Origin of the sequence: Thermotoga sp. 2812B (assembly GCF_000789335.1) — a bacterium.
Classification (GTDB): Bacteria; Thermotogota; Thermotogae; order Thermotogales; family Thermotogaceae; genus Thermotoga; species Thermotoga maritima.
The window spans coordinates 398,868-420,910 of the sequence record NZ_CP003408.1 but is presented as its reverse complement, the minus strand read 5'-3'; the positions used below and the strand labels follow the sequence as shown (position 1 = coordinate 420,910).

The following is a 22,043-nucleotide window of genomic DNA, read 5'->3' as shown; positions in this document are numbered from 1 at the left end:
ATATGCCGAAGATTCTGAAGTTCAATGAAGAAGCGAGAAGGGCACTCGAAAGAGGTGTGGACAAGGTTGCTAACGCGGTAAAGGTGACTCTCGGACCGAAGGGAAGGAACGTTGTTATCGAAAAATCGTGGGGTTCTCCAACAATAACCAACGACGGTGTTTCCATAGCCAAGGAGATTGAGCTCGAGGACAAATTCGAAAACCTCGGGGCTCAGCTCGTGAAAGAAGTTGCTTCCAAAACAAACGACGTTGCCGGTGATGGTACAACAACTGCTACGGTTCTCGCACAGGCTATGATCAAAGAAGGTCTCAAGAACGTTGCAGCGGGCGCCAATCCAATTCTCCTCAAGAGGGGTATAGACAAAGCCGTTGAGAAAGCCGTTGAAGAGATCAAGAAGGTCTCCAAGAAACTTTCCGGTAGGGAGGACATTGCCCACGTTGCCGCTATATCTGCGAACAGCGCCGAAATAGGAGAGCTCATCGCAGAAGCTATGGACAAGGTAGGAGAAGACGGGGTCATCACTGTGGAAGATTCCAAAACACTCGAAACCTACGTTGAATTCACCGAAGGTATGCAGTTTGACAGAGGTTACATCTCACCATACTTCGTCACGGATGCCGAGAAGATGGAGGTCGTTCTGAAGGAACCCTTCATACTCATCACTGACAGGAAACTCAGCGCTGTGAAACCTCTCATTCCGATCCTTGAAAAGGTCGCTCAGACCGGAAGACCACTTCTCGTTATAGCGGAAGACGTTGAAGGAGAAGTTCTGACAACACTTGTTCTCAACAAACTCAAGGGTACTCTCCAGTCCTGTGCCGTGAAGGCTCCTGGATTCGGTGAAAGAAGAAAAGCCATGCTTCAGGACATAGCAATTCTCACCGGAGGTCAGGTGGCAAGTGAAGAGCTCGGAATCAATCTCGAAGATCTCACCCTTGAAGATCTCGGAAGAGCCGATCTTGTGAGGGTCAAGAAAGATGAAACCATCATAATTGGAGGAAAAGGTGATCCAGAGGCTATCAAGAAGAGAATCGCTCAAATCAAAGCCCAGATAGAGGAAACCACATCTGAGTACGAAAAAGAAACTCTCCAGGAAAGGATGGCAAAACTCGCAGGAGGAGTAGCCGTCATAAAGGTTGGAGCGGCCACCGAAACAGAGCTCAAGGAAAAGAAACACAGAATTGAAGACGCACTGAGCGCTACAAGAGCAGCCGTTGAAGAAGGTATCGTTCCCGGTGGAGGAGTAACACTCCTGAGAGCAAGAAAGGCCGTTGAAAAGGTCATAGAAGAGCTCGAAGGCGACGAGAAAATAGGAGCTCAGATCGTTTACAAGGCACTCTCAGCCCCCATTAAGCAGATTGCTGAAAACGCAGGATACGACGGAGCGGTGATCATAGAGAAGATACTCTCGAATGACGATCCAGCCTATGGATTCGACGCACTCAGGGGAGAATACTGCAACATGTTTGAAAGAGGAATCATTGACCCAGCAAAGGTTACAAGGAGCGCCCTGCAGAACGCCGCGTCCATCGCTGGAATGCTCCTGACAACGGAAGTGCTCATCGTTGAAAAACCCGAGGAGAAAAAAGAAACACCGAGTATTCCTGAAGAATTCTAAATGATAACAAGGGGGCCAAAGGCCCCCTTTACTTTTTTACTTTCTGTGGTATGATGAAAATATCAATAGTTCCTTTCAGGTATGGAAATCTGTTGCGGAATAGATCCAAGAACTCGTTTGAGTTGATTCAATACTTCCTCAGAGGTCTTAAAAAAAGAAGGGGCGTTTGCCCCTTCTTTTGGTTTCATCAAACGCTGAACTTTTCTTCGAAAATTTTCGTTGTTTCCTCGTCTATATTGCATATGCGGATTTCTTCCAGAGCGGTATCCGGATGTTGATCGATGAAATCTTTTATTGCCTTTGAAAAGATTCCCACCGCTCTTTCTTTCGGAAATCCGAAGATTCCTGTGCTGATGGCAGGCATTGAGATGCTTTTCAATTTCAGTTCGTGAGCTCGAAGGAGTGCGTTGTAAACTGCTTTGTAGAGGAGTTCGTCCTCTCCATGACTGCCTCCTCTCCAAACGGGTCCCACAGCGTGAATCACGTATTTTGCCTTCAGCTTTCCAGCGCCGGTTACCACCGCTTCGCCTGTCGGAATTCTTCCACGCTCCTGAACGATCCTGTCGCTTTCCTCCTGAATAACGCTTCCACCTGCTCTCACGATCGCTCCCGCTACTCCTCCTCCGTGTTTCAGATATTCGTTCGCCGCGTTCACTATGGCGTCCACTTCTTCTCTTGTGATGTCTCCCTTTACGATTCTGATCTTTTTCCCTTTGTATTCCAGTTCTTTCCTCACTTCGGCCATACTTTCACCCCCGTACTTTTCGGGCCAGAGACGTTTGAGCCTTTCAAAGAGTTCTTCCTCAAAACCTACTCTCTTTGGCTGGAAGATGACCTCATTTTTCAACTTTTCTGGAAGATAGTTCGTTTTCACGAAACCACCGAAATCATGGGGATAAAGATACCCTTCCCCGTATCCACGCTTTTTCATTTCTTCGGTGACGGGATTTCTCAAAAAAAGCGGTACGTCCTCCACAGGAAGTTCCTGGACCTTTTTCATTGCAAGATAAACAGAATTGCTCTTGGGAGCGAGGGAAAGATAGACGGCACACTCTACAAGGTTCATCAAACATTCGGGAAGTCCCACGTGTTCGACAGCGATGGAGGTCGAAACGGCGATATGTAGAGCGTTTGGGTCGGCGAGTCCAACGTCTTCGCTGGCGAATATGATCATTCTTCGTGCTATGAATCGCGGGTCTTCTCCCATCTCTATCATTTTGACGAGGTAGTAAACAGCGGCGTTTGGATCGTTACCTCTCATACTCTTTATGAAGGCCGAAGCGAAATCGTAGTGTGATTCCTTCGTGTACCCGCTCACGTTTCCCAGCAGAGTTTCCAGGTCCTCAAGAGTTACTCTCTTGTTTTTGAACGCCTGGTGGACGATCTCCAGGGTGTTCAAGAGTTTTCTGGCGTCTCCTTCGGAATGCCTTACTATGGCTTTCTCTACCGATTCTTCCAGATCGATGTTGAGAACCCCTGCCGCTTTCTTCAAGATCTTCATCAGGTCCTTGTCAGAGAGTTTTTTGAAGTAAAGAATCCTGCATCTTGAGAGAAGTGCGGGTACGATGGCAAAACTCGGATTTTCAGTTGTTGTCGCAACCAGTACGATGTCTCCCCGTTCCACATGGGAAACCAAGACCATCTGCTGGTTTTTGTTCAGGCGGTGTATTTCATCGAGAAAGAGAAGCAATTTTTTTCCGTATTTTCTCAGCTGTTCTCCTCTTTTGAGAACGTTCTTTATTTCAGAAACCCCGTGAACGGTGGAGCTCAGATAAACTACCTCGCCGTTGAAATACCGTTTCAACAGTGAAAAAACCGAGGTCTTACCAGACCCCGGCGGTCCATAGAGGATAGAAGAGAACATGTTGCCTGTCTTTAAAGTTCGCCGGAGAATCCCTTTATTACCGAATATATGATCCTGACCGACGAAATCCTCGAAGTCTTTCGGTCTGAGCAGTTCACTCAAGGGTTTTTCTGAAATACTCAACGGTGAGCTTCAATCCCTCCTCAAGGGAAACTTTGGGTTCCCAGCCGAGTTTCTCTTTCGCTTTCGTGTAATCGAGGATGCTTTTTCTCACGTCACCCTTACGCGGTGGTTTATAGACGGGCTCTTTATCGTAGCCAGTGATCTCTTTCAGCATTTTGAAGAGCTGGTTCACAGTTGTGCCCCTTCCCGTTCCTATGTTGAAGACTTCGTTGTCGCCTTTCTCCATGGCGAGAAGATTCGCTCTGACCACGTCATCAACGTAAACGTAGTCTCTGACGTATTCCCCATCACCGAATATGTGAACTTCCTCTCCCCTGAGCATCCTTTCAGTGAAGATGGCCACCACACCCGCTTCACCGTACGGGTCCTGTCTCGGCCCGTAAACGTTGGCGTATCTGAGAACTGTGTATTTCAATCCGTACTCTCTCGCGAAAAACTCCAGATACATTTCGGTGCTGTACTTCGCAATACCATAAGGGGATATCGGATGAGGTATCTCCGTTTCCGGTGTTGGAAAGACCTTCACATTCTCTCCATATATCGCCCCACCGGTGGACGAAAAGATGAACTTTTTAACACCGTACTTGATGGATTTTTCGAGAAGCACAAGAGATCCGATGATGTTTGTTTTTGCGTCTCTGGCGGGTTCCCTAACAGAGATGGCGACACTAGCCTGAGCGGCGAGATGAAACACGTACTCGGGTCTGTGTAGAGAGAAGATCCGTTCCATCATTTCTTCGTCCTCTATACTCTGTTCATAAAACAGTGCGTTTCTGTTGAGGTTTTCGACCTTTCCAGAGGATAGATTGTCCACCACAATGACACCGTATCCGTTTTCTATCAGTTTGTCCACCACGTGGGATCCTATGAAGCCCGCTCCGCCTGTTACCAGAACGTTCATAATCAGTCCTCCTCATCTTCTTCTATTTTCTTGGCTTCCTCCGGGATTTCCTGAACATTCACGAGTCTTCTGCTCTCTTCGAGGAATTCCTTCAGTTCCTGCACCTTGCTCTCATCGAAATTCACCATTATGTCGTAAAATCTCTTGAATCTTTCTCTCGTTTTCGTATCCAGGAAGTGTGAGAAATGACGCGCGAGTTTTTCCGCTGTGGGAGAAGGTATTCCCATCACGTAGAAGAAAAAGTTCCTGAGTCTGTTCTGAGAACCCCTCAACGATCTTGCTCTTCTTTTTCCCTTCTCGGTGAGGGTTATGTATCCGTACTTCTCGTATTCGACGTATCCAAGTTCCGCCAGTCTTTTCATGGCGTTCGTCACACTCGGAAGACTCACTCCCATCTTTCTCGCGATGGTGCTCACCCTCGCCGCGGGTTGTTTCTGAAGTATCTCCTGAATCACTGCAAGGTAATCTTCGAGCGCAGGTGTCAGGGTTTTCTTCCTTCCTCTAGGCATGCTATCGACCCTCCCTCTTTATGAAACTTTTTGCTTTCTCAATATCCTCAAGAACGATCTTTCTGAGTTCATTACTTCTATTTCTCAGAAGATAACTCGGATGGAATGTTGGAACGATCTTCTTTCCTCCGAGCCAGTCGATGGGATTTCCTCTGACCTTGGTTATGGATACCTTTTTCCCGTCCATGAAGAAAGACAACGCCGTGGCTCCAAGGGCAACTATCACATCTGGATTGATGATTTCGATCTGAGCGAGTAAAAAATGACCACATGTCGCCTGTTCTTCAGGGGTGGGAGTTCTGTTGTTGGGTGGTCTGCATTTCACAACGTTGCATATGTAAACATCTTCTCTTCTGATACCTGATTCTCTGAGTAACTCCGTCAGAAGCATTCCTGCTCTGCCGACGAAAGGTCTTCCCGTCTTGTCTTCTTCTTCCCCCGGTCCTTCTCCCACAAAGACGATCCTCGTATCCAGATTTCCTTCTCCAACGACAACGTTTGTCCTATTCAGATGAAGCGGGCATGCAGTACACTTTTTCACTCTTTCTGATACTATCTCCATGAGTTCTTCCCTTGTATACAAACCTTTCTCCTCCAGATTCTGATAAAATATTGTCAGGAAATTACCATAACCTTACTTAATTCTATCATCCACTATAAATTTTTCCAAAAATCTTATTGGGGTGATGATTCGTGCCTTTTAGATTTAGACTTCAGAGAATATACGATGTTCGAAGAAAGGAAGAAGAAACTTTGAAAAACGATCTCTCAAAAATCAATGAAAAAGTGGAAAATATCAAAAGAATTATACAACAACTTTCCACTGAAAAGAAGCAAATAGAAAGTAATTTTCTTCACAAAGGGGTTCTCAGAAAGGAAGATCTTCTGAATATGGAGATGCAGATGGTGTTTTATGAGGAAGAGATCAAAAAAAGGCAAAGTGAACTTTATGAACTGCTAAAAGAACAGGAAGAAACGAGAAGAAAACTTTTTGAAAAAATGAAGGAGAGAAAGATTCTTGAAAAATTAAAAGAAAGAAAGATGCGAGAGTACCTTTATGAAGAGAACCTCAAAGAAAGAAAGACCATGGACGAGATAGCGGAGAGGAAATTCTGGTGGGAGAGCTAACTCTCTCTGAACCTGTACTGAAGCGCTTCCGCGAGGTGCCTCATTTCTACATCACTCGAACCTTCCAGATCCGCTATTGTTCGTGAAAGCTTCAGAACTTTGTCGATCTTCCTACCCGACAGTCCGTATCTCTCCACGTATCTTTTCAGGAGATCCTCATTCTGCTCGTCCAGCTGGACAAACCTCCTCAGCATTCTGTGAGACATCTGTGAATTGCAGGAAATATGAGTATCCCTGAAACGTCTTTTTTGTATTTCCCTCGCCTTCATCACCCGCTCTCTGATTGAAGAGCTTTTCTCTCCTTCGGGTTTTTTCATCATTTCCTCGAAGGAGAGCTTCGGGACGTTGATCACCAGATCCATTCTGTCCAGAAGGGGACCTGAGATTTTCTTTCTGTATCTCATGATGTCTCTGGGAGAGCAGACACAGGGTTGTTTCGGGTCTCCAAGATTACCGCAAGGACAGGGATTCATGGCACCAACAAGCATGAAGCGGGCGGGGTAGGTGACGGTGAACTTCGCTCTGGCAACCGTGACGATGCCTTCTTCGAGAGGCTGTCTCAGGGCTTCCAGCACATCTCTTTTGAATTCCGGCAGTTCATCGAGGAACAGAACACCGTTGTGTGCGAGGGAAATCTCACCGGGTCTTGGGTTGGTACCACCACCGATAATGGAGACGGTCGACGCCGTGTGATGGGGGGATCTGAAGGGACGGAGTTTCACGATCCCGGGATAACCAGATGCGCTGTACACCTTGCTCGTCTCGAGGATTTCCTCTTCGGACATGGGAGGAAAGATCGTGGGAATTCTCTTCGCTATCATGGTCTTCCCGGAACCGGGATTTCCTACCATGAGGATGTTGTGGAACCCCGCAACAGCTATCTCCACCGCTCTTTTCACCATCTCGTGGTCTCTAACGTCGGAAAAATCGATCTCGTATTCCACGTTCGCGTTTTCTATACCCGAATACTCGATCTGTTTCAGCGCTCTATCTCCCCTCAAAAACTCAACGCATTCTCTGAGAGATTCCACGGCGTATATATCCAGTCCTTTCACGCATTTTGCTTCTTCTTCGTTCTCTTTTGGGATGAGCACCGTACCATTGAACCTTTCTGAAAGAGAAAGGAGAACGGGAAGAACCCCGTTCACCCTCTTCACTTCTCCATTCAGCGAGAGTTCCCCTATGGCGAGGATGTTCTCACTCACCTGAACGATTCCTGTTGAAGCGAGTATGCACAGTGCGATTGGCAGATCGAGCATGGAACCTTCTTTTCTCACGTCTCCAGGAGCGAGGTTCACCACGTATTTACCGTGTGGAAGAGAAAATCCACTGTTCAGAATAGCACTTTTCACCCTTTTTCTACTCTCTTTCACGGCGGTGTCACCGAGACCGACCACGTCTATATCGTTGAAAACGCTCCTGTTGTCAAAATCCACTTCCACGTCTATTTTCATTGCTTCTATTCCCTGTATCGTGGCAGAGGAGAGTTTGTTGTAGTTCACCTGGCAGCCTCCTTGGGATCGTACTCCCGCTTCATCTTTTCCAGTGTCTCCAGAAGTGCGCCGAAACCGTTTTTGATGTTCACCTTGACGAGTTCTTTCGAATAGCGTTTCTTCAGTTCTACAACACCTTCCTTGAGGGATCTTCCCACGTTTATTCTTATGGGAAAGCCTATGAGATCGGCGTCTTTGAATTTGAAACCAGGCGAGACTTCTCTGTCATCCAGAACAACCTCTTCCCCTTTTTCTGAGAGAACCTGGTAAATCAGCTCACCCATCTGCTTCTGTTCAGCGTCGTTCATGTTCAGAATGTCCACCACAACGGTGTAAGGAGCGATCGAAAGGGGCCAGATCATACCGTTCTCATCGTGGAAATGTTCCACAACAGCCGCCATCGTTCTGGAAACTCCCCAGCCATAACAGCCCATGATGAAAGGTTTCATCTCACCGTTTTCATCCATGAAGTAGGCCTTCATGGCTTCGGAGTATTTTGTGCCGAGTTTGAAGATGTGACCAAGCTCTATCCCTTTCGTCGCCTTGAGAGGTTCACCACAGACAGGGCAGGGATCGCCCTCCACCACCGTTCTCAGATCGTACCACTCGTCCACCTTGAAATCTCTGGGGTGGTTTGCGTTTACGTAGTGTGTGTCCTCTTCCATACCTCCAACGACGAAGTTTTTCAGTCCTCTGACGCTGTGATCGGCCACTTTCTTCACATCCACACCGATGGGTCCAATGAATCCGACGGGAACTCCGAAGTCTTTCAGAATTTCTTCTGGAGTTGCCATTCTCAGCGACTGATCTTTCAAATGTGCTTTGAGCTTCGCTTCGTTGAGATCCAGGTCTCCCCTTATGAGTACCATGACGTATCCTTCTCTTCCTTTGTAAAGAAGGGACTTCACGATCTTCGACGGAGGAACACCGAGAAACTCTGAAACTTCCTCGATCGTCTTCACCCCGGGTGTGGGAACCTTCTTGAGGGGTTTCTCTTCTTCCTGTTCCTGAGTGTATTCACCTTTGTATTCGGCTTTTTCGTCGCTTGCCTGGTAACCACACTTTTCACAGAAGAGTACGTTCGTCTCTCCTATTTTCGCAGGAACGACGAACTCGTGGGAAGCGTTCCCTCCGATGGCACCCGTTTCTGCCTCTATGATCATGTACCGCACACCAAGCCTTTCCATAATTCGGGAGTACGCTTTTTTGAACTCTTCGTACGTCTCGTCCAGAGATTCCCAGCTTGCGTGAAAGCTGTAAGCGTCCTTCATGATGAATTCTCTTGCCCTGAGAAGGCCAAAACGGGGCCTGATTTCGTCTCTGTACTTGTTCGCTATCTGATACAGAGTAAGAGGAAGCTGTTTGTATGAACGGAGTTCGTTCTTCACAAGGTCCGTGACGATCTCCTCGTGCGTGGGACCGAGTGTGAAGTCTCTTTCGTGCCTGTCTTTGAGTTTCATCATTTCGGGACCGTAATCGTCCCACCTTCCTGACTGTTTCCAGAGTTCCGCAGGTTGAAGGATGGGCATCAGAATTTCCTGTGCTCCTATCCTGTTCATCTCTTCCCGAACTATGTTCTCTATTTTGAGAAGCACTCTTCTTCCTAATGGGAGGTAGGTGTATATACCGGCGGCTACTTTTCTTATGAAGCCTCCTCGAAGAAGATACTCGTGGCTTACTGTCTCAACATCGGAAGGGGTTTCTTTGAGAGTAGGAGCGTAGAGGTCTTTCATCCGCAAGGCCGATCTCCTCCTCGATTTCGAGTTCTTTTGAAACTATTGTATCATAGATAAGAAAAGGAGGATGGACCGTGCGATACAGAAAGCTCAGCGATTATCTGAAGGAAAGATACGGTGAAAGGGTTCAAAGAATAGTGATACACGGGGGATTTTCCTGTCCGAACAGGGACGGCACGAAAGGGAAGGGTGGCTGTATCTACTGTGATGCCATGGGAAGCGGCTTCACCACTCTGATGAGGCTCCCGATAAGGGAACAGGTCATGGAAATGAAGAAAAAATACGAAAAGCGTGGGATCAAGAAGTTCATCGCGTACTTTCAGTCGTTCAGCAACACCTACGCCCCTGTTGAGGTGCTCAGAGAACGCTACGAGGAAGCCCTCGTGGACGACAGTATAGTCCAGCTTTCTGTCTCCACGAGACCCGATCTCGTGCCCGAACGTGTTCTGGATCTGTTCGAAGAATTCAAAAAGCGTGTCGATGTTTCCGTTGAGCTCGGTCTTCAGACGGCAAACTATAGAACACTCAAGAAGATCAACAGAGGCCACACCCTCGCGGAGTTCGTGGATGCCGCTGTGAGAGTGAAAAGGAGAGGCATCGAACTCGTGGTGCATGTGATTTTGAATCTGCCCTGGGACGATATGGAGGATGTGGTAGAGACGGCCAAGATCCTCTCCGCTCTCGATGTAGACGGTGTGAAACTCCACTCGCTTTACGTGGTGGAAGGAACAAAACTCGCGGAGATGTACAAAAAGGGAGAAATAAAAATCTGTTCACTCGAGGAGTACATCGACAGAGCGATCACATTTCTCGAATACCTCTCGCCAAACGTGGTCATTCACAGACTGGTTGCAGATCCTCCGAGAAAGGGAACGATCTTCGGCAATTGGGGAAAGAGCAAGATAGAAATCATCAACATGGTAGAAGAAGAACTTGAGAGGAGAGATACGTATCAGGGCAAGAAGTTTGATTATCTTAACAGGTAGTCTTTTTCTCTTGATTTTCGGGTGCATTCCTGTTTACAACCACACGCTTTCGTTCCTCGTCTGGATAGCGGGGGACAACGATCTGGAGCAGTTCATCTCTCAGGATCTGAAGGAGATGATGGGAAATCCATCTTGGATAGATGTCTTCGCTCTGGTTGACAGAACCCCAACCACGCAAGCTATCCTCTTTCAGAGGGATAGTAAGTGGTTGTTGTAGCTCGACTGTGTTACAATTGGCACAGGGAGTGGAAAAATGCCCAGACGTGTGATACGAACCTACAAACTCGCTGTACCGGGACATTTGAATCAAACATGCGAAGAACTCAACCGCACCGCAGCAAGAATCTACAACAAAACGATGTCTCTTGTGCGAAAGATACACCGAAAGAAAGGCTTCTGGCTGTCCTGGCCCACCGCAGACAAATACATCCTCCGCTGGGCAGAAAACATCAAAATCCACGTCCACTCAAAGCAGGCATTTGTTCAGCTCTACTTTCAAGCCCTCAAAGGGTACTTCAAAGCAGCCAAAAAGAATCAAGATGCAAAACCTCCCTACAAGAAAAAACGCTATCTGCCGTTCATATGGAAAGAAAGCGCTGTGAAGCTTCTGCCAGACGGCACCCTGAGACTGTCTTTTGGCAGAGAACGAGAACCATTTGTTGTACAAACACCTCTCAAACCTCCCCTTCGCATCAAACAGGCAAGACTTGTCTTTGAAGATGGATACTATCTCCACCTTGCGATAGAGGTGGAGATTGAAGAAAAGAGTGCTAATTCTGGTGTTATGGCAGTCGACCCTGGAGTGCTCCGTCCCATCACGTGCTTTGATGGAAAAGAAGTCATCAGCTACCACGGAGGGGTTCTTAGCAGCATCCTTCGCTACCGAAACAAACGCCTCGCAAGCCTTCAGTCTGCCATAGCAGAGTGCAAGAAGGGATCAAGAAGGTACAACAAGCTTGTTCGTGCAAAGAAAAGAGTCCTGAGACGGCTCAGAAACCAGATCAACGACATCATGCACAAGATCACAAGCAGTTTCATCGGACTGTGCCTCAGAAAACAAATCGGAACCATCGTGATAGGAGACGTCACAGGGATCAGAGAAAGAGCGGACTATAGCGACAATGCGAACCAGAAGATCCACCAGTGGCAGTTCAGAAAACTCATCGAGATGATAAGGTACAAAGCAGAGCAGTTCGGAATCAAAGTAAAGCTCATCTCAGAAGCGAACACGAGCAAGACGTGTCCTGTCTGTGGTGCAAAGAACAAGCCGAACGGAAGAAGATACCACTGCAAAACCTGTGGTTTTGAGTATCACAGGGACGGAGTTGGAGCAATCAACATCTGGAAAAGGTATCCTGGCACAGGCCAGGTAGTAGCGGGTTTGGCCCCCGTCAGAGGTGTGAGGTTCCATCCGCACCTCTGTGGCCATGGAGCGTCTTTGGCTCCATGGAAGGTGGCCTGAGAGCCACCAAAAGTCCCATCCCCTTCAGGGGATTGGGAGGAGGTCAAGATCTACTTGCCTCAGAAGGTGAAAAATCCGGAGTACTGGGACGATTTCGTTGCTTTAAGCGACTTCACCTCGGAGAGCTCCTGGGACGATCTCATCGAACACTGGAGGGATAAAAATTGAAAAGAGTGAACATGAACCTGGCCTGGATGGGTGTTGTCTTTTCTGCAATGAGTTCGATTCTGCTGTTAGAATATTACAGGGAGATTCTGGCAGGATCTCCCAGTTACACCCTTGGGACTGTGACCCTTTTTCTTTCTCTGATTTCCACAATTTCTCTTTTGATCGTTTACAGACAGTGGAGTGTGCTCCTGAACATCAACGTTCTGCAAACTCTGAGACTGGCGGAGCAGCGTTCTGTGAACTTGAACGAGAAGCCGTTTGTTCCAAACTGGCCGTACATCGCCTTTATAGCTTTCTGGTTCTTTGAGTTTCTCTTTGCGGGAATATGGATTTTCTCGCTGCTTCAGTTGATCTTTTTTGTGATCTTTCTTCACTACCTGTTTGAAACTATAAGGAAACTCCAAGAGATAAAAATCTACCTCTACAGAACCCTTTTCAACATCGACTACAAACCGGTCATAAAGGAAAGGAACGTGTTATCGGTTTTTCTTCTCACTCTGTTCACTCTCGGTGTGTACTGGTTGTATCTTGTTGTTAGGCTCTCTCGAGAAATAAACGAATTTCTCGATATGGACGATCAAATCATGAGAAATCTGGAGGTGAAATCGTGAAGGCCTGCCCGAACAAGGAGAGGAACCTCTCTTACTGCAACTGTTCTTATCCTGGATGTCCGAGAAAGGGCATCTGCTGTGAATGTATGCACTATCACAGACAGCACGGAGAACTTCCCGCGTGTTATTTCCCGAACGACGCGGAGAAAACCTGGGACAGATCCATCGAGCATTTTAAAAGAGTGGTGTGAGGTTCTCCCTCACACCACTTTTGACACGAGTTCACACACCTTTTCGAGAAAGGCTCTGTCTTCTTCGGAGAAAGGAGAAGGGCTGTACGAATCTATGTCCAGTTCTCCTATGATTTTCCCATCTTTGAAAATGGGAACCACGATTTCCGCTTTCGTCTTTGGACTGCAGGAGAGATAGTTTGTTTCTTTGCTCACATCCTGGACAACGAAGGTCTCCTCTCTCTCCGCTGCCTGACCACAGATTCCAACTCCGAACGGTATCTCCACGTGTTCCGTGGGCTCTCCCACGAACGGACCGAGCTTTAACTTTCCATCCTCCACGAAGTAAAAACCCACCCAGTCATAGTACGAAACGTGGTTCCTCAAAAATTTGCACAGATCACCGAGAGCTTCTTTTCCTCTTTCTAAAATCTTCTCGATCTCTTTCAGCAGTGAATCGAAGTACTCTTTTTTTCCTCCGTAGTTTCCGATTTCTTTTCCTTTTCTGAACTCTATCACCGCGTGGAGCGTGGCGAGTGAAAGCTCTCTTAGAAGGCCCTTTCTCCAGAGAGAGAACACATCCATCACCACGATCTTCTCTTTCTCTCCATCCACAACAACCCAGTCTGAAAGACCCAGAAGCGACATGAGGAACACGGAGAAGTCTTCTCTTTTCAAATCGAGGAAATCTTCTCTCTCTGATAGCGATTCTGCGCACTCTATTTTTTTGTTCCTCGAGACGTCCAGCCAGTCCCACTTGAATCTGTCGAGCTCTCTTCGTTCTATTTCCCGAAGGATCTTCTCGATCTTTTCATCGTTCAGTTCGAGTTTTCTCTCGTAGTTTGGGACTATCGGGCCAAACTTTCTTCTCAGCTCTCTCCAGAAGTCGATCCATTTCGTTTTGTCCCGCTTCAATATCTCGAGACACTCTTCCACCTTGTTCTGAACGATGCTTCTCATCGGATACCCTCCTTTATAATCGCTCCTCCGAGGAGTGTGTCTCCATCGTAAAAGGCAGCGATCTGACCCGGTGTGACGGCGAAGACTTTCTTCTCGAACCTGACCTCCACTTCGTTATCTCTTAACTTGACAACTGCGGGAGCCTCTTCCGATTTTTTCCTCACTCTGCAGACACATTTGAACTCTTCCGGTACTTCAACATGCCAGACAGGATCTTCTGCGATCAAACCGGAGAAGAAAACATCTTCCAGATCTGATACGACAACAACGTTCTTCTCCGGAATCTTGCCCCTCACGTAGTATCTTCTTCCGAATTTTTCTATTTTGAAGCCCTTCCTCTGACCGATTGTGTAGAGAGGATACCCGAAATGCCGACCAACGACCTCTCCCTCAGGTGTGATGAGATCACCCTCTTTGAGCGTTATACCTTCGTCTTTCAAAAAGTTTTCGATGCTGCCATCCGGTATGAAGCACACATCCTGACTTTCCTGTTTCTTTGCAACGTGTATTCCCGCTTCTTCTGCGATTTTTCTGATCTCTTCTTTCGTGTAGATGCCGTTCGGGAAGATGAGTCTTTCTATTCTCCAGGGCTCGATCCTGGCAAGGAAATACGACTGATCTTTCTTCAGATCCACACCCTTTTTTATCACCTTTCTCCCGTACTTTTCGCTGAACTCTATTCTCGCGTAGTGTCCACTCGCAAACGCATCGAATCCCTGGTTGAGAACGTAATCCATGAGGTATCCAAATTTCACGAAACGATTGCAGTGTACGCAGGGATTCGGAGTGAGACCTTTGAGAAGATCCTTCTTGAACGGTTCGATGACTTTCTCTCTGAAGATTTCCTTCACATCGACGATCTCTATCTCCACTCCGAGAAAGTGCGCTATTCTCATCGCGTCGGCCGTATCCGATGGACTGCAACAGACCTTCTTCTTTATCTCTTTTCTGATGAAGAATTCATCTTCCTTCGTTTTCATGTGGAAGGCCTTTACCTCGTGTCCTTCTTTCAGCAACAGATAGAGAGCTACCGCACTGTCCACTCCTCCACTGAGAGCCACCCCTACTTTCAAGTTCGCACCTCCTCATTTAAGATGATACCATTTCCTTCATCTGAGAAATTGAGTTAAAATAACTTGAGGAGGTGTTGAACCATGAAATTTCACGGAACAACGATACTGGTTGTGAGAAGAAACGGGCAAACGGTGATGGGAGGAGACGGTCAGGTCACTTTCGGTTCGACCGTTTTGAAGGGAAACGCGAGAAAGGTTAGAAAGCTTGGGGAAGGAAAAGTACTCGCTGGTTTTGCAGGATCTGTGGCGGACGCTATGACGCTCTTCGATAGATTCGAAGCGAAACTGAGGGAATGGGGCGGCAACCTCACAAAGGCTGCCGTTGAGCTCGCGAAAGATTGGAGAACGGACAGAGTTCTGAGAAGACTGGAAGCCCTGCTTCTTGTGGCAGACAAAGAGAACATCTTCATCATATCGGGAAACGGTGAGGTCATTCAACCCGACGACGATGCGGCTGCCATCGGTTCAGGAGGACCTTACGCACTCGCAGCTGCCAAAGCCCTTCTCAGAAACACCGATCTCTCCGCGCGGGAAATCGTGGAGAAAGCGATGACGATAGCGGGTGAGATCTGCATTTACACGAACCAGAACATAGTGATCGAAGAAGTTTAGGAGGTGTTCTTATGAAGAGTTTCGATGAAATGACTCCGAAGGAAATCGTTCAAGAACTCGATAAATACATAGTCGGTCAGTACGAAGCGAAAAAGGCCGTGGCGATAGCAGTTCGAAACAGAATCAGAAGACAGAAGCTTCCAGAAGAATGGAGAAAAGAAGTGCTTCCCAAGAACATCCTGATGATCGGACCCACGGGTGTGGGAAAGACAGAGATCGCCCGGAGATTGGCTCAGCTTTCCGGATCACCGTTCTTGAAAGTCGAAGCGACGAGGTTCACGGAAGTGGGATACGTGGGAAAGAACGTGGACTCGATGATAAGAGATCTGGTTGAGATCAGTGTTAACATGGTGAAACAGGAAAAGATAAAAGAAGTGGAAAGGCAGGCGGAAGAGCTGGTTGAAGAGCGAATTCTCGATGCTCTCGTTCCCGAATCGAAAGCCATGCCGGTTGTCACGAATCCCTTCATAAACCTCATAACCGGTGGACAGCAACAGCAGTACACACCGGAAGACAGGAGAAGGTTCAGAGCGAAAAGGGAAGAGATGAGGGAAAAGCTGAGAAAGGGAGAGCTGGAAGATGAAGAGATCGAAATAGAACTCGAAGAAACGGTTTCTCCGTTCATGGGAATCTTCGGACCGGGTATGGAAGACCTCGGGATAGAAATCACGAATATGTTCAGCGGAATGCTTCCAAAGCGAAAGAAGAAGAGAAAAATGAAAGTCTCTGAAGCGAGGAAGGTTCTGTTACCTTTGGAAGCGGAAAAACTCATAGACATGGACAAGGTGGTGCAGGAAGCACTCGACAGAGCTCAGAACAGGGGAATCATCTTCATAGATGAAATAGACAAGATCGCTGGGAAAGAGAGCGCGGCGGGACCCGATGTGTCCAGGCAAGGTGTTCAGAGGGACCTTCTCCCCATTGTCGAAGGTACCACGATCATGACCAAGTACGGACCGGTGAGAACGGATTTCATCCTCTTCATAGCAGCCGGCGCATTCCACGTTTCACGACCGTCAGATCTCATTCCGGAACTTCAGGGACGTTTCCCGATACGTGTGGAACTGTCACCCCTCACCGAGGAAGATTTCGTGAGGATATTGAAAGAACCGGAGAACGCCATCATAAAACAGTACCAGGCACTTCTTTCAACGGAAGGCGTGGAACTCGTCTTCACCGAGGATGGAATCAGAGAAATGGCTCGAATAGCGTATCAGCTGAATCAAAGACTCGAAAACATCGGAGCCAGAAGGCTATACACGGTCGCTGAAAAGGTCCTTGAGGAGATCTCTTTCGAAGCACCGGATATTCCGGAAAAGAGGGTCGTTGTGGATGCCGAATACGTGAGAAGAAGACTCGAAAAGATCGTTCAGGACGAGGATCTGAGCGCGTACATACTGTGAGGTGTTTCCCGTGAGGATTCTTCTTCCTGCTTTTCTTCTGCTGCTCGCCGTTGGCTGTACTCTGGTGAGCCCTGGAAAAGCGGATCTGTACGTCTATTTGTTCAACGTGGGGACAGACGAAAGCGTTACTGTGGATCTGGAAAGCAGTTATTTATCGGTGAACGGAAAAGAGTACACGCTCGAGGATGTATTGGCCAATGAGGGAGTCTTTTTGACCACGGTGGATATACCGTTCGATCTGTCGGATTTTGAGCTCACCGTGGCGGCTACGATCGTGTTTGATGAGCAGACAAAAGAAGTGTCTTTCAAAACAACGCCGGTGGTGCTTTACCACTCCGCGGGGACGTTCAGCACCGACACGGTGCTGAGAAGCAACGCGTACCTACTCCTCGATCTCAAAAACGAAAAAATTTTCGCAGTGGAAGACCCTGTGAAGGTGTACGGTGAACTCACCAGCGTGGGAAGTGTAGTGACACTGAACTTCGGGGAATACGAAATGAAAGTTCCCGTTTACAATGGGGAATTCCTGTTTTATCTGCCAGGAACGGATGAAAGTTACTATGTGGATGTGTTTTTTGATAGTGATTCAACATCCCTCACCATACAGGAGGGGAGGGACGAATACGAGGTCGCGTTCTAAACTGAGGCCAAGAAGGCGGAAGCATTTCAGAGTTAATCTGGGACTTCTGACGCTTCTTTTCTTTATGATCTTTGTTTTTCTCGTGAGCTATCACAACTATCAGGTGGCACTGGAGAAGCACAATCGGTTGATGTCGAAATACCAGGAATTGAAGACAAAGATAGAGGAACAGAAAGCGCTGAACGAGAAGCTCTTAGAGGTGATAGAGAATGAAAAACTTCGTGGTCACAACCTCACACAAACCGGACAGGGAGCAGGTAATGAAAGCGAAGGAGCTCGCTGAAAAACTCGGCACCATCTACGTTTCAAGAAGGAGATTGAAAGAGTTCAAAGTGGACTTTTACTACGTGGTGGAGAAGAACAGAATCTCAATAAAATGGCCCGGAGGAGAGTTCTTTTTTCATCCTTCTTCGGCTATCCTCCGGATGAGGAACATAAGAAGCGGTCAGAAGGACTACCTGATAGAATCCCTTCAACCGGAGGGAAACGAAATCGTGCTGGATACGACCTTTGGTCTTGGAAGCGAAGCCATCCTCATGGCCGCTTTTCTTCCTGAGGGTAAGGTAATCGGTCTTGAAGGATCCATTCACATATACACCATCGTGAAATACGGAATGGAAAATTTTGAGACTGACATTCGGTGGTTGAAAGACGCTTTAAAAAGAATAGAGCTTTATCACGCGAATTTCAAAGAATACATCAGAAGTCAGCCCGACAATTCTTTCGATGTGGTCTACTGTGATCCCATGTTTGAGAATCCCGTGTACGAGTCCTCTGCAATGAATCCTCTGAGGCCCTTCGCTGTGTACGACACGGTGAACGAAGAAGACATTGAGGAAATGCTGAGAATCGCGAAGAAGAAGGTGATCCTCAAAAGCCACGTGAAGGATTCTCTCTTCAAAAGAATCAGGGTTGACGAACTGAAAGGTTCCAGAAAGAGCGGTGTTCTCTATGGGGTGATACACAAGCGATGAAGATAGCCATAGTCGGTGGGCCCACTGCTGTTGGAAAGACAGATATCATGATCGAAGTCTGTGAAGAGATAGGTGCGGAGATCATCTCGATGGACTCGAGGCAAATCTATCGTTATATGGACATAGGAACAGCCAAACCAACACCGGAGCAGAGAAAGAGGGTTCCTCATCACATGATAGATATCATCGATCCTGATGAGTATTACAACGCTTTCATGTACAGGAAGGATTCTCTGAGAGCAATGGAAGACGTTCTCAGACGTGGGAAGATTCCTGTTTACGTTGGAGGAACGGGGCTGTACGCGGACGCGCTGGTTCGGGGTATATTCGAAGGAGTGCCTGCCGATGAGAACATAAGAAAAGAACTCAGAGAACTAGAGAGAAGAGAACCCGGGATTTTGAGAAAAATGCTCGAAGAGTTCGATCCTGAAGCGGCGACGCGCATTCATCCAAACGATCTCAAGAGGACGATCAGAGCCCTTGAAGTTTACATGAAAACGGGAAGAAGGATCTCGGAACTTCAAAAAGAAGCAAAGGGTGACGACAGGTTTTTCATAATTGTTTTGACTCGGGAAAGGTACGAACTTTACGAGAGAATAAACAAAAGAGTTGATAAGATGATAGAGATGGGACTCGTGGATGAGGTGAAGAGACTCTTGGGGATGGGATATTCGAAAGATCTCAATTCGATGAAAACGATAGGATACAAAGAAGTCATTGACTATCTGGAAGGGAAGTACGATTTTGACAAGATGGTTCATCTCATAAAACGAAACACCAGACACTTTGCCAGAAGACAGATCATATGGTTCAAAAGATACAAAGAAGCTGTGTGGTACAATTTAACGTTCGAAGATGTAGGAGAAGTAAAGGAGAAACTCAAGAAGCTGATAGTTGAAAATTTTTCAGTATAATTCTATTTTGAAATCACATCGAGGGGGGAGTTGGCCTTGGCGGAGAAGTTCAACCTTCAGGACAGGTTTCTGAATCATCTCAGGGTTAACAAGATCGAAGTGAAGGTGTATCTGGTGAACGGTTTTCAGACAAAGGGATTCATCAGATCTTTCGACAGCTACACGGTCTTGCTGGAGAGTGGAAACCAACAGAGTCTCATCTACAAACACGCGATCAGCACGATCATTCCTTCTTCTTATGTGATGCTGATGCCGAGAAAACAGGAAACAGCACAGGAGGCTGAGACCTCTGAAAACGAGGGATCTTGAAGGGAAAAAAGCGGTGATCGTTGCTGTTGGTAAAGATGAAGAGAAAATAAAAGAGTCTCTCGAAGAAATGAAGGGTTTGTGTAAAACCCTCGGTGTTGAAGTTGTTGAATGGCTCTGGCAAAAGAGGGCAAAACCGGATCCGGCCACCTACCTTGGAAAGGGGAAGTTGCAAAAGCTCAAAGAAGTAGTTGAATTCTGCGAAGCGGATCTTGTGGTCGTTGACGATGAAATCACACCGGTGCAGTACAAAAATATGCAATCAGAACTGAACGTAGATGTTCTTGACAGAACGCAGGTGATCCTTGAAATTTTCGCTCGCCACGCAACGAGTGAAGAGGGAAAGCTCCAGGTGGAGATGGCGAGTTTGCTTTACGAGCTTCCAAGGCTCGTAGGAAGGGGCGAGGAACTCTCCAGACTCGGTGGAGGTATTGGCACCAGAGGGCCGGGTGAACCCTTGCTGGAGGTTTTGAGAAGGCACATAAAAAACCGCATCGCACAGCTTCGAAAAAGATTGAAAGAAATAGAGCAAGAAAGAAACACTCAGAGAAAACAAAGACTGGAAAAGAAAATCCCACATGTTTCCATAGTTGGATACACAAACGCCGGGAAATCTACTCTTCTCAAGGTTTTAACCGATAGTGATGTGTACGTCGCCGACAAACTCTTTGCCACTCTCGAGCCAGTCACGAGACGGTTGAAACTGAAGAGCGGAAGAGTCATTCTCGTGAGTGACACTGTCGGGTTCATCAGAAAGCTACCTCACACCATTGTGAGTGCGTTCAAAGCGACACTCGAAGAGATAAAGTATTCGGATGTGCTCATACATCTTGTTGACGCTTCCGATCCGTATCTCGAAGAAAAGATGAAAGCCTCTGAGAAAGTTTTGGAGGAAATCGGTGCCGATAAGATTCCAAGGATTCTGGTTTTCAACAAGATCGATCTCTGTCCCAGAGAGAGGATAGAAACGCTGAAATGGAAGTATCCGGAGGCTCTGTTCATTTCAGCGGAAAAAAGGATAGGACTGGATCAGCTTCTGGACACACTGGAAGAAATCATGGGACAAAAGGATATTCAGGAAACTTTGAAAGTTCCCCTGGAAAAGATAGGGCAGATCTACGCTCTGAAAGATCGACTGGAGATACTGAACGAAGACTACGGGGAAGGATACGCTCTTATCACGTTGAAGACTGATCGGGAAACTCTTGAGATGTTGAAAAGGAAGGTGGCATCTTGAGAATTGTCTTTGTGGGGACACCGGAGTTCGCAGCGGAAATACTGGAGCATTTGATCAAAAACGGGTTCAACGTGGTGGGTGTGGTCACCCAGCCGGACAAACCAAGAGGGCGGGGAAGGAAAGTTGAGCCAACTCCGGTGAAGGCAGTGGCTGAAAAACACGAAGTTCCTTTCATTCAACCCGAATCGATAAACAAGAAAGAAGCTTTAGAATTTCTCCAGTCTGTGAGGCCAGATGTTATAATAGTCGCATCCTACGGAAAGATCCTGGGTGAGAAGGTACTTTCTCTTCCAAGCCTCGGTTGTTACAACATTCATCCTTCTCTTCTTCCAAAATACAGGGGCGCTTCTCCTATACAGAGAGTGCTCGAGAACGGTGAAGAAAGAACGGGCGTTACCATATACAAGATGGTGAAAGAACTCGACGCTGGTCCCATCGCACTCCAGAGGGAAATTTCTATAGATCCATTTGAAACTTTCGATCAGCTGGAGAAACGTTTGATAGAACTGTCGAAAGAGATGTTGATCGAGTTCCTGGAGAAACTGAAAACGGGGAACATAGAGCTGAAAGAGCAGGATCATTCTAGAGCAACCTATGCTCCAATGATAAAAAAAGAGGACCTGATTGTAGATTTTTCAAAGGACGCTGAATCGGTGAAGAACAAGATCAGAGCTTACGATTCCAGACCCGGTGCAAGAGCCTTCTTGGGAAACGATGAGGTGAAATTGTTCGGAGTGACAGCGATAGATAGTTCGGGAGATGAACCAGGTTTGATAAACTATATTGATAGGGAAGGTGCATGGATAGGTACCGGCGACGGAAAAGTGAAAGTGAGATACATTCAATTTCCCGGAAAGAAGAAGATGACCTTCTGGGAAGCAAAAAACGGAAGATTGATAATCGAAGGCATGAGATTCGAAAGGAGGTATGAGAGTTGAGAAGGTTGAACTATTTCATGCTCAAGGGTGCAAAAACGGAGGAAGATTACAAGAGAGTTAAAGAAGCCATCGAGAAACTCGACGGTGTTTTCAAGGTAGATTACGAAATGGCGGCTGAGGTTGTCGGTGTGGATTACGATGATGAAAAGGTCTCCAAAGAGCAAATAAAAAGCGCTGTGGATAGTTTGGGATACACACTCATCGTGTAAAGGGGAG

General features: G+C 47.1%; 26 protein-coding genes. 18 read left to right on the top strand and 8 right to left on the bottom strand.

The window, feature by feature from the left end:
- Positions 1-2 precede the first annotated feature (2 nt).
- Positions 3-1,619, top strand: coding sequence for a chaperonin GroEL (gene groL, locus T2812B_RS02185; protein ID WP_008192177.1), 1,617 nt, complete (start codon positions 3-5; stop codon positions 1,617-1,619).
- A gap of 187 nt (positions 1,620-1,806) precedes the next feature.
- Here groL and T2812B_RS02175 read toward each other — a convergent pair whose 3' ends face one another.
- From T2812B_RS02175 to tmung, 4 genes are read right to left on the bottom strand one after another with little or no spacing between them, the layout of a single operon-like run.
- The gene (locus T2812B_RS02175; protein WP_008192190.1) at positions 1,807-3,606 is read right to left on the bottom strand and encodes an AAA family ATPase; all 1,800 of its coding nucleotides are present in this window, start codon (positions 3,604-3,606) and stop codon (positions 1,807-1,809) included.
- Complete coding sequence (locus T2812B_RS02170; RefSeq protein WP_008192192.1) at positions 3,578-4,507, bottom strand: SDR family oxidoreductase; 930 nt, start codon at positions 4,505-4,507, stop codon at positions 3,578-3,580. Before T2812B_RS02170 ends, T2812B_RS02175 begins: the two co-directional genes overlap by 29 nt.
- A 2-nt stretch (positions 4,508-4,509) precedes the next feature.
- A complete protein-coding gene (locus T2812B_RS02165) occupies positions 4,510-5,016 on the bottom strand; it encodes a metal-dependent transcriptional regulator (protein ID WP_008192194.1) in 507 nt (168 codons plus the stop codon).
- 1 nt (position 5,017) lies between these two features.
- A complete protein-coding gene (tmung, locus tag T2812B_RS02160) occupies positions 5,018-5,599 on the bottom strand; it encodes a type-4 uracil-DNA glycosylase (RefSeq protein ID WP_008192196.1) in 582 nt (193 codons plus the stop codon).
- A gap of 110 nt (positions 5,600-5,709) precedes the next feature.
- On the opposite strand from tmung, the gene fliJ reads away from it, so the two are divergent.
- Positions 5,710-6,144, top strand: a complete 435-nt coding sequence (fliJ, locus tag T2812B_RS02155; RefSeq protein WP_008192198.1) for a flagellar export protein FliJ — start codon at positions 5,710-5,712, stop codon at positions 6,142-6,144.
- On the opposite strand, the gene T2812B_RS02150 is transcribed toward fliJ, so the two are convergent.
- Positions 6,141-7,646 (bottom strand): YifB family Mg chelatase-like AAA ATPase, encoded by a 1,506-nt coding sequence (locus T2812B_RS02150; RefSeq protein ID WP_008192203.1) that lies wholly within the window; start codon positions 7,644-7,646, stop codon positions 6,141-6,143. The two genes, fliJ and T2812B_RS02150, sit on opposite strands and share 4 nt — an antisense overlap.
- Entirely contained in the window at positions 7,643-9,376 is a 1,734-nt protein-coding gene (locus T2812B_RS02145; protein ID WP_008192205.1) for a proline--tRNA ligase, read from the bottom strand. Before T2812B_RS02145 ends, T2812B_RS02150 begins: the two co-directional genes overlap by 4 nt.
- 71 nt (positions 9,377-9,447) lie before the next feature.
- Between T2812B_RS02145 and T2812B_RS02140 the strand changes: the two genes are divergently transcribed.
- The 6 genes from T2812B_RS02140 to T2812B_RS02120 are packed head-to-tail and all read left to right on the top strand — an operon-like array spanning position 9,448 to position 12,791.
- The gene (locus T2812B_RS02140; RefSeq protein ID WP_008192207.1) at positions 9,448-10,359 is read left to right on the top strand and encodes a TIGR01212 family radical SAM protein; all 912 of its coding nucleotides are present in this window, start codon (positions 9,448-9,450) and stop codon (positions 10,357-10,359) included.
- A gap of 10 nt (positions 10,360-10,369) precedes the next feature.
- On the top strand, positions 10,370-10,576 hold the full coding sequence (locus T2812B_RS02135; protein WP_008192208.1) for a clostripain-related cysteine peptidase: 207 nt from the start codon (positions 10,370-10,372) through the stop codon (positions 10,574-10,576).
- Positions 10,577-10,612: 36 nt separating this feature from the next.
- Complete coding sequence (locus tag T2812B_RS02130; RefSeq protein ID WP_008192209.1) at positions 10,613-11,821, top strand: RNA-guided endonuclease TnpB family protein; 1,209 nt, start codon at positions 10,613-10,615, stop codon at positions 11,819-11,821.
- A gap of 54 nt (positions 11,822-11,875) precedes the next feature.
- The gene (locus T2812B_RS09665; protein WP_008192210.1) at positions 11,876-11,989 is read left to right on the top strand and encodes a clostripain-related cysteine peptidase; all 114 of its coding nucleotides are present in this window, start codon (positions 11,876-11,878) and stop codon (positions 11,987-11,989) included.
- 5 nt (positions 11,990-11,994) lie between these two features.
- A complete protein-coding gene (locus T2812B_RS02125; protein WP_231556606.1) occupies positions 11,995-12,600 on the top strand; it encodes a hypothetical protein in 606 nt (201 codons plus the stop codon).
- A complete protein-coding gene (locus T2812B_RS02120) occupies positions 12,597-12,791 on the top strand; it encodes a DUF6485 family protein (protein ID WP_004081411.1) in 195 nt (64 codons plus the stop codon). The genes T2812B_RS02125 and T2812B_RS02120 overlap by 4 nt, the downstream gene beginning before the upstream one ends.
- A gap of 9 nt (positions 12,792-12,800) precedes the next feature.
- Here the strand turns inward: T2812B_RS02120 and T2812B_RS02115 are convergent, their stop codons facing one another.
- Together T2812B_RS02115 and mnmA are read right to left on the bottom strand one after the other, a co-directional pair.
- Entirely contained in the window at positions 12,801-13,730 is a 930-nt protein-coding gene (locus T2812B_RS02115) for a GAF domain-containing protein (protein ID WP_008192214.1), read from the bottom strand.
- The gene (gene mnmA, locus T2812B_RS02110; protein ID WP_008192216.1) at positions 13,727-14,803 is read right to left on the bottom strand and encodes a tRNA 2-thiouridine(34) synthase MnmA; all 1,077 of its coding nucleotides are present in this window, start codon (positions 14,801-14,803) and stop codon (positions 13,727-13,729) included. The genes T2812B_RS02115 and mnmA overlap by 4 nt, the downstream gene beginning before the upstream one ends.
- An 81-nt stretch (positions 14,804-14,884) precedes the next feature.
- Between mnmA and hslV the strand changes: the two genes are divergently transcribed.
- The 10 genes from hslV to T2812B_RS02060 all read left to right on the top strand — a co-directional run bounded on the left by hslV (position 14,885) and on the right by T2812B_RS02060 (position 22,036).
- Positions 14,885-15,415, top strand: coding sequence for an ATP-dependent protease subunit HslV (gene hslV, locus T2812B_RS02105; protein WP_004081403.1), 531 nt, complete (start codon positions 14,885-14,887; stop codon positions 15,413-15,415).
- An 11-nt stretch (positions 15,416-15,426) separates the two neighbouring features.
- Entirely contained in the window at positions 15,427-16,818 is a 1,392-nt protein-coding gene (gene hslU / locus T2812B_RS02100; RefSeq protein WP_008192219.1) for an ATP-dependent protease ATPase subunit HslU, read from the top strand.
- A 10-nt stretch (positions 16,819-16,828) separates the two neighbouring features.
- Positions 16,829-17,458: a hypothetical protein gene (locus tag T2812B_RS02095; protein WP_008192221.1), complete on the top strand. Its 630-nt coding sequence runs from the start codon at positions 16,829-16,831 to the stop codon at positions 17,456-17,458.
- Positions 17,459-17,522: 64 nt separating this feature from the next.
- Positions 17,523-17,741, top strand: coding sequence for a hypothetical protein (locus tag T2812B_RS02090; protein ID WP_008192222.1), 219 nt, complete (start codon positions 17,523-17,525; stop codon positions 17,739-17,741).
- Positions 17,668-18,432, top strand: a complete 765-nt coding sequence (locus T2812B_RS02085; protein ID WP_008192223.1) for a class I SAM-dependent methyltransferase — start codon at positions 17,668-17,670, stop codon at positions 18,430-18,432. Before T2812B_RS02090 ends, T2812B_RS02085 begins: the two co-directional genes overlap by 74 nt.
- On the top strand, positions 18,429-19,346 hold the full coding sequence (miaA, locus tag T2812B_RS02080) for a tRNA (adenosine(37)-N6)-dimethylallyltransferase MiaA (protein ID WP_008192224.1): 918 nt from the start codon (positions 18,429-18,431) through the stop codon (positions 19,344-19,346). The genes T2812B_RS02085 and miaA overlap by 4 nt, the downstream gene beginning before the upstream one ends.
- A 36-nt stretch (positions 19,347-19,382) precedes the next feature.
- Entirely contained in the window at positions 19,383-19,655 is a 273-nt protein-coding gene (gene hfq / locus T2812B_RS02075; protein ID WP_008192227.1) for an RNA chaperone Hfq, read from the top strand.
- A gap of 13 nt (positions 19,656-19,668) precedes the next feature.
- Positions 19,669-20,889 carry a GTPase HflX gene (hflX, locus tag T2812B_RS02070; protein ID WP_008192228.1) on the top strand — a complete coding sequence of 407 codons (1,221 nt, stop codon included), beginning with the start codon at positions 19,669-19,671 and terminating at the stop codon, positions 20,887-20,889.
- The gene (gene fmt / locus T2812B_RS02065) at positions 20,886-21,827 is read left to right on the top strand and encodes a methionyl-tRNA formyltransferase (protein ID WP_008192230.1); all 942 of its coding nucleotides are present in this window, start codon (positions 20,886-20,888) and stop codon (positions 21,825-21,827) included. The genes hflX and fmt overlap by 4 nt, the downstream gene beginning before the upstream one ends.
- Positions 21,824-22,036, top strand: a complete 213-nt coding sequence (locus T2812B_RS02060) for a heavy-metal-associated domain-containing protein (protein WP_004081382.1) — start codon at positions 21,824-21,826, stop codon at positions 22,034-22,036. The genes fmt and T2812B_RS02060 overlap by 4 nt, the downstream gene beginning before the upstream one ends.
- Positions 22,037-22,043 lie beyond the last annotated feature (7 nt).